The sequence below is a fragment of the Haloferax sp. s1 genome (assembly GCF_058382125.1).
The window spans coordinates 1-7041 of the sequence record NZ_JBZRPK010000548.1; the positions used below are offsets into that span (position 1 = coordinate 1).

8 protein-coding genes and 3 pseudogenes are annotated in these 7041 nt (G+C 56.0%); 3 read left to right on the forward strand and 8 right to left on the reverse strand.

Annotated elements, in window-relative coordinates:
* From QT222_RS09730 to QT222_RS09765, 8 genes and pseudogenes are all read right to left on the reverse strand, one after another.
* The coding region (locus QT222_RS09730) for a hypothetical protein (protein ID WP_491477048.1) at nt 1-1007 on the reverse strand (1007 nt) is incomplete at its 3' end.
* Nucleotides 1008-1883: 876 nt separating this feature from the next.
* Complete coding sequence (locus QT222_RS09735; RefSeq protein ID WP_491477049.1) at nt 1884-2396, reverse strand: PIN domain-containing protein; 513 nt, start codon at nt 2394-2396, stop codon at nt 1884-1886.
* Nucleotides 2397-2699, reverse strand: coding sequence for a hypothetical protein (locus tag QT222_RS09740; RefSeq protein WP_136601315.1), 303 nt, complete (start codon nt 2697-2699; stop codon nt 2397-2399).
* Nucleotides 2700-2770: 71 nt separating this feature from the next.
* On the reverse strand, nt 2771-3097 hold the full coding sequence (locus QT222_RS09745; protein WP_491477050.1) for a DUF7558 family protein: 327 nt from the start codon (nt 3095-3097) through the stop codon (nt 2771-2773).
* A complete protein-coding gene (locus QT222_RS09750; protein WP_491477051.1) occupies nt 3097-3387 on the reverse strand; it encodes a DUF8069 family protein in 291 nt (96 codons plus the stop codon). The genes QT222_RS09745 and QT222_RS09750 overlap by 1 nt, the downstream gene beginning before the upstream one ends.
* A 225-nt stretch (nt 3388-3612) precedes the next feature.
* Nucleotides 3613-3783 (reverse strand): hypothetical protein, encoded by a 171-nt coding sequence (locus tag QT222_RS09755; RefSeq protein WP_491477054.1) that lies wholly within the window; start codon nt 3781-3783, stop codon nt 3613-3615.
* A 33-nt stretch (nt 3784-3816) separates the two neighbouring features.
* Nucleotides 3817-4215 (reverse strand): type II toxin-antitoxin system death-on-curing family toxin, encoded by a 399-nt coding sequence (locus tag QT222_RS09760; RefSeq protein ID WP_491477052.1) that lies wholly within the window; start codon nt 4213-4215, stop codon nt 3817-3819.
* A gap of 61 nt (nt 4216-4276) precedes the next feature.
* A pseudogene (locus QT222_RS09765) lies at nt 4277-4535 on the reverse strand (hypothetical protein).
* 286 nt (nt 4536-4821) lie between these two features.
* Here QT222_RS09765 and QT222_RS09770 point away from each other — a divergent pair.
* The 3 genes and pseudogenes from QT222_RS09770 to QT222_RS09780 form a co-directional block, all read left to right on the forward strand.
* Nucleotides 4822-6540 carry an MBL fold metallo-hydrolase gene (locus QT222_RS09770; protein WP_491477053.1) on the forward strand — a complete coding sequence of 573 codons (1719 nt, stop codon included), beginning with the start codon at nt 4822-4824 and terminating at the stop codon, nt 6538-6540.
* A 72-nt stretch (nt 6541-6612) separates the two neighbouring features.
* Nucleotides 6613-6684 (forward strand): annotated as a pseudogene (locus QT222_RS09775) (IS6 family transposase); the annotation flags it as partial.
* A 113-nt stretch (nt 6685-6797) separates the two neighbouring features.
* Nucleotides 6798-7041: pseudogene (locus QT222_RS09780) on the forward strand (transposase domain-containing protein); the annotation flags it as partial.

Consider the following 7041-nt stretch of genomic DNA (forward strand, 5'->3'; position numbering starts at 1 on the left):
CCTAAGAACTGAAAGAAGTCCACCTGAGGTGGAGGGGATTCATAGTCAACAGCGTACAGCGGCGCTTGAATCTGCCCAGTTATGGGTTCCGAGCCCTGCAATCCGGTCCTTCCATTCACAGTAAGCTCTGCCCATGACCCATCGGATTGGCTGTCTGTGTGGAACATCAAGGCAGCGCCTCGGTGTTCGTCTGCATACGCAGCCCACATGGACGGACTTGTGCACTCCTTGGAAAAGCATAACGTGTGCCAATTCGGATGGATGAGCGAATCACAGATTTGCCTAACGTATCGGCCAGGAAATGACGCGAACAATAGGATTTCTTTCTTTGTGTGCAGTTCAAGCTCGTCGACTTCAGTCTCCAACGCCCGCTGTAGGAACGTGTGCGAACCGAGGGGGCCAACGTGCGATGCGATGAACTCTATCCCTGGTGCTTCGGCCTCCTCATCCATGGCGGCAGAAAGGCCATCCAATATTTCCACAACGGTGTCTGAGTCTATTGAATTCGTGACCTTGGGCCACGTTTCAGGAATCATATTTGAATTCCGTAGAGTATCTAATACAGACGCGAGCGCCGAACGATGGATAACCGACAAGAACAGTTGCAGGCTTTTCCTCTTCAGCGGCTTTGGCAGGGAAGCTAGACTTGAAGGGATTCTTCCAAACCCTCTCTCATCGAAAAAGGACTGACAAACGGAATTGAATTGTTGGCGATAATCATCGGTAGGGAGGTCGTCACGGGTTAGCTTGGAATCTATAGCATATTCATCAAGATCTTCGTCATTGTCAGAGAGCCTGCAGATTATCGCTGCCCGGTGGAGATTCAACAGATAATGCCGGAGCAGATTCTCCCACAGGACTTCATCCCCTTCCCAAAACACATCCTGATATCCCTCAAGTGGATCGTTAAAGTATCGCGGTGAGGAAAGTGCCAATTCCTGTTTCTCAAGCTCACGATATTTTCCGATTAAATTCTTCATTGGGCGAAACCGGTAGACAATGGTCATACCACCCTCATCCTAGTGTGGCTTCTAACGCTTTGCGGTGGGATGAGCGGTTCAATACAACTCGGGGTAGATGCCGGCGGGCCAAGTTGACGGAGATTCAAACCTCTGGGTGCTCGTTGCGAGTTGGAATTTAACAAGTAGCCGCCCTGCTTAGCCAGGTCACTAGCCATACACCTTTGCTATTACCTTTCGTAACGCGATGAGTGGTAGGTGCGTAATCTATAGTTCGAAGCGTTTGTTCGCTGCTGTGACTTTCCGCTCGTAAACTGCTCCGTCGTGCCAGTAGCGAATTCGATGGTCTTGAAGCCAGTTGATGTCATAGGCTGCGAATCCCGTACTTGAGGTGAGTTGAAAGATCGTATCGGGCTGCTCAGCGAGCGATTGAACCCCTGTTGCGACGTATAGCTCACGGGTATCATTGAGTGCTGTCGTAATGAATGCTGCCCGGTTCAAATTCGGATGCATTGCTGCTTGTTGCTTGAGATCCGCGACTGTAGCTTCAGGATACGGATTATCTACTTCTGGATAGGTTTCTCGCTTTGCACTGGCAGAGCCTGATCACGACAGTTCTACGGACACAACTATTATGTGAAGTGACGTTCGATATGTCTGCTTGTGCTTCTACTCTATCCCTTATGGTATGTTCCGTATCTTCAAACACCCCCATTTCGAGTTGATGTCTCCGAGGACTATGTTACTGGTCTCTTGGTACTCCTTGGCCTCATCTTTGGCGGGATGTACCTGTATACCCGACTGAGCCGATATCTCCGATAGATACAGCCGTAAATCTTGGTCTGATGATGATTGTAGATCGTATATGGATAGACAGACATACATGAAGGTACAAAAGGATATCTCGGACGGCGACAGCCTCGGTCAGGGTTCCTCAAGCAATGAGCGAGCGCGTTGCACGTAACTGTTCGCGCTCCAGCTACGGGCGTCGCTGATTGTATCGAGGAGCAGCCGCGCATCGGCAGCTGATAGGTGTTCAGTTCGAACGAGAACCGAGAGCAGCGTCGGTGTCGTGACGAGTCGGGTATCAGCGAGTGAGGCGTGGATCAAGCCAAGTTGGTTGAACTCGTCACAGAGGAAGAGCGCAGCATCGAGATCGTTCGCGAGCGTGACCGCCGCGTTCTCACCGTCATCGAGGGGGAACTCGGCATCGAGGTCGACCGACTGTGTCGTGAATGACTCTGCTTGGTCGAGTACGGCGGACGCGGCGTGTCCATGGACGTCATCGTAGGAGGCGATCTCTTGGAGTTCATCGATGACCGCTGTTGGGACGACGACCTCGTACCGGGATAGACAGAGTGCGAGTGGATCGGGGTCGTCGTCAGTAACGATCCCGAGACTCACGAGGGCGGAGGCGTCTGCGATAAGCCGCGACATCTATGCGTCGGCGACCTCGTCGATGAAGTCCTCGTCCAACTGCTGTTTCAACACTCGGAGGTTTGCCGCCTCCTCGGCGCCGACGAGTGCTTTGAGTTGATCGAAGGTGATCTCGTCGTCGTAATAGGCGGCGGCGATCTCTTGGGTGAGTGCGTCGTCGTGAGCGGCGTCTTGGAGGTACTCCCGAAGCGCGGTCACGAGGACGTCTGTTCGGTCTTCCCCGAGGACTGCGGCCAGTGCGTCGGCCCGGTCGATGAGCCGATTGGGGGCCCGAAACTGCACGCGCTTCTTATCGGTGCTCATGATGTGTACAATGTGAGCCAACGCACTTAGCCGTTTTCGTGTGTACGATGTGAGCCTCACTCGGCCGACCGTCACTCGGCCACGAGATGCTCCTTGAGATCACGTGTCCAGTACGTTGCGATCCCCCCTGGACTACAGTGCTCGCACAGTTGCAACGGGCCTTCGAGATGCCCCAGTTCCACGCGGAACCGCGTCAGCGCTGCAAGCGCGTCGACGACGAGTCCACACCCGTCGCAGGCGTAGTGATCGCGCTCGTCGGGATCCGGCCCCGACTGGATCGCACAGTCGACGCAGATGGGGTGAGTAACCCGATCATCCTGACCCCACGTATGCGCCTCGCCAGCCTCGGCGCCGGGCGGAGTGTCGCAGAATGCACACCCCGTGAGCGTCTGCTGCATCACTCGTCCTCCGCGTCGGCATCGCAGGCGGCCGTCCAGCCACGGTGGAAGACGGCTAGCTGCGTCGGTGAGTCGAACGCAGTACCACTCGGTTCGTGAACGAGAACGCGGTCCTCGGGAACTGGAGTGACGACGTCCGCGTCGAGGAGCTCGTTGATCTGGCTCTGGGCCGTCGTGTCGTCGATGTCCGCCGTGTTGACGCCGGTGACGTCGCGGTCCTGTGCGAGGAGCTCAGTCTCGAACTGTTCATAGTCGGCACTCGTGTCGTCATGTGGATCGGGATCATCCATGGTGAATCACGCTGCGCACGTTGTCGCGCGCTGCACGCCTTCTGGCGCGGATAAACACTCCACGCGAGACCGCGGCCCTTACTCGCTCCAGAGGGCCGTGATCCGGTCTTCGATTCCGCCGACAACAAGCGTCAGCACGTCGTGATGGTCGGTTAACCACGATGCGCCGTCACTGGATAGCAAAGCGGTCGTCAATAGCTAAGGAGCCGCTGAGAGCCTGTTGACTCACTCGTTTTCGAGCGCGGCGTAGATCTCCGCGTGGCGGCGTCCGTCAAGTTTCCCCATCTCGAGAGCGATCTCGTGACGTTCGGCGTCGCTCTCTGCCGCCTGATACCGCTCGTACAACCGGCGGACTTCTTCGTCGACCGTCGCCGAGGAATCGGTGCTGGACGCCATCTCTGTATCAAACGTACTCATTGTGTCCCTTTATCAGTTGCGACGAGCACACGCTCGGAAGTAGATTACTGCGGTCTCGGTGTCGACTGCGGCTTCATCGGTCGCAAATCGGTGCAGTAAGGCCCGAATTTCGTCGCCGTAGTCGAACGTGCGTCCATTCAGCATGTAGAAGACAACCACTGTTCGGAGTGCAGTCCGCTTGTTCCCGTCGACGAAGGGATGATCTGCAACGAGAAGACGCATTAGATGCACCGCTTTTTCATGTAGTGTCTGTGGAACCTCCCCAAAGTATCCTTCAGAGACGTACTGTACTGCAGATTCGATTGCGTCTTCCGACCGAACCCCGAGTTCTGTGGCGTCGCCCTCGTCAACGATCTGCTCGTGGAGATCGAGAATGAGCTCGACCGAAGGATACGCGACGTCGTCAGTCACATTCGCGACACTCTCACGCTAGCCAATAGTCGTTTCTTCTGTGCAGCGCCACTCGCCGTAGTCATATTTCTTGGCGGTCAGTACTGGTGTGTTGTTGGTGGGCACGTTCGTACGTGTTCGCTCTTCGTGGGTGGTCGCCCAGGCACCGAGATCACTGTACACGTCGTCGATTGTCCGTTCGTCACTTGTTTCAGCGGCGTCAATGGTGTCGCCGGCTCGCGAGTCTGGAGAATCGTCCCGTAGATGCGTTGCTCAACGTCGTCGCCACGAAACGCATCCTCGAGAGACGGCGGGCCATCTGGGGACTCGCTGTTGGACATACTGGTGTGAGTGGCGCTCCAAGAGTAAATTGCTACATCAGTCGTTTCTGGCCCAATAACACTCTTCAGGGACAGCTCAACCTTCCGAGAACCCAACTCGCCCACTCATCATCGGGCTCGTCGGTTCGTTCTGAAATTGTTGTCGTTCCCTACTAGTCAAGCAGCCTTCAGTGGAGGGTGAGATAGTGCTGAACTCGTTGGTAGTGGTCTGGCTACTAATTTGTTGGTCTTGTTTCCCTGTCGATAGATCGATGGATATTCCCACGTGGTAGCGTAGATTATAACGATGGAGATCCAGTTCCAGCACGCAAACCCACGTTCCGGGCGCGAATCCCTGCTCCTACGATTCGATGGGTTGCTCGCTGACCAAACGGTCTCTGTACTCATCGACGCTGGGCAGGGTGTGTCGGTCGATACGTTGCTCGACGAGGACGCCAACGAATATCTCACCGCGATCTGTCTCACGCACGCGCACCTCGATCACTACCAATCACTCGGCGATAATCTGCTGCACGGTGCGCCAGTCTATGCGGCTGCCGATACCGCAACCATACTGGAAGATGTCTTTGCAGTTGGTGCCGAGCACTACGAACTCTCAAAAACCGATGACGTACTCGAACAACTCGAACCGATCGAGGGGTGGACGCAAATCGTCGCTGGGCTCCGTGTTCATCCCGTCCCAGCGGGCCACACACCCGGTGCCGCAGGGTTTCTCTTTGAGGCAACTGCCGATGACGAACGGCGAACAATTCTCGTGACTGGTGATTTCACCACCCGGCGCGTTGCTGGGTATCCCGGGCTTGACCTCGACCTCCCTGTTGATGTCGACACCCTCATTTTGACCGCGGCCACGAGCGAGGGATTCGAAGCAACACTCACCGATGCTGTCGGGACGATCTGTGAGCGCGTTTGGGCTGGCTCGACTGTCTTGGCGACGGCCAGTGGGCTGACCGGACTACACCTTGCGTATCTTCTTGGTCACCTCGCCGACCGATGGAACAGGCGACTCCCAATCACGCTCGCTGGACACGTTGCAACACTCTACAACGCACTCGAGTACACAATCCCGAACGTCACATCAGTTCCCGAGTTTACTGCCCCAGCGGAGGTGGTACAGCCCGAAAGCGTGACGATTGCAGGACCGGAGGTTCCGGTTGACGGAAGTGCCGAGCGGCTCTTTGCGGCGATTACTGACGACCCTGGTGCAACTCTGGTCCAACTCATCAGCGGTGGCCACTCTCCCGTGACGAGCGCTACGTGTACGACGCATGAGTTCGCTCTCAGCAACCACCCCTCGTCACGAACGATCGACAACGTCGTTGAGACGCTCTCACCAACCCACGTGGTCATTACCCACCAGCAAGGGGCCGCTGCGAATCAGTACAAGGATAAGTACGCCAGTTATGTCTGGGCGACAGACACCACTGACTGTTACACACTCTTAGATGAGACAGGCTGGACACCCCCACCGTGGGTGACGGAGGTGACGACACGTCGGGTCCTGTCTGGAACGAACACAATCGGTAGTCAGTTTGGCGAGTCGAGTGTGAACCGAGAGATTCCATTACCATCCGTCACACGGGTTGATGAAGTTGACCTCAGTGCAGAAGGGCTCGACCTATCAGCCCTTCGTTCACGGCTCTCGGTCGGACAGACAGACCAACCACTGGCCGCCGACTTATCACCGCGCCTAAATTCGACAGACGGCCACCCACAGCCAACTGGTCATGCGAGTTCCAACAATGCGTCAGACGCTGAATCGGCCACAAGCGGTGATTCCGACGGAGCCACGCTCGAAAAGATTGCTGCGCGTCTTGATCGAATCGAGGCTGCAGTGACTGACCAGGGGGTGGATGCTCGCGTGATCGATGCTGGCGATGGCATGGTCTTGCTTCGCCTTGAGGACCCACCGAACCATCTCAAACATGGCCAGCAACTGCGCGTCACTCTTCCCGCGGAACGATCTCAAACGAATACCGACACGTCTTCGAACTGTGATTCATAGGCAACAGTAACGAGGCACTGTCTAGTTAAGCCAGTTTGAGGAACGAGCAGGTCGTTGAGTTAATTGGTTAGAATGCTCGCAGACCTGCTCAGCGAGTGCTTTGCGACGGATTTAGAAGAAACTTGGGAGCGTGAGCGGACAGCGACGTTGACGAGACGCGAAGCGTCTCGTTCGCACACCAGAAATCTCCGATTTCTGGGGACGTTCACGAGAGCTTTGCTCTCGTGCAGCCCACCAGAACGCAAAGCGTTCTGGGGACGCCCGTCAGGGTGTTCGCCGTCCAGTTCCACGCGACCGGTTGTTCACTTAGAGAAACAAAACAGATTCTTCGCCATCTCGGCGTTGAACGCTCTCACCAAGCTGTTTGGGACTGGGTACATCGGCTGGCTGATAGCGGTCACAACCCGCCTGAGGCGAAGCCGAAGCGGGTTGCGGTTGACGAGACTGCTGTCAAAATCAATGGCGAGTGGTCTTGGTTGTACGCTGCAATAGACATCGAGA

Bases quoted from the DNA above. Each gene is read 5' to 3' on its own strand.
- QT222_RS09755 (WP_491477054.1), bottom strand. From the start codon at position 3,783: ATGGCGTCCAGCACCGATTCCTCGGCGACGGTCGACGAAGAAGTCCGC.
- QT222_RS09735 (WP_491477049.1), bottom strand. From the start codon at position 2,396: ATGTCGCGGCTTATCGCAGACGCCTCCGCCCTCGTGAGTCTCGGGATC.
- QT222_RS09750 (WP_491477051.1), bottom strand. From the start codon at position 3,387: ATGGATGATCCCGATCCACATGACGACACGAGTGCCGACTATGAACAG.
- QT222_RS09745 (WP_491477050.1), bottom strand. From the start codon at position 3,097: ATGCAGCAGACGCTCACGGGGTGTGCATTCTGCGACACTCCGCCCGGC.
- QT222_RS09740 (WP_136601315.1), bottom strand. From the start codon at position 2,699: ATGAGCACCGATAAGAAGCGCGTGCAGTTTCGGGCCCCCAATCGGCTC.
- QT222_RS09770 (WP_491477053.1), top strand. From the start codon at position 4,822: ATGGAGATCCAGTTCCAGCACGCAAACCCACGTTCCGGGCGCGAATCC.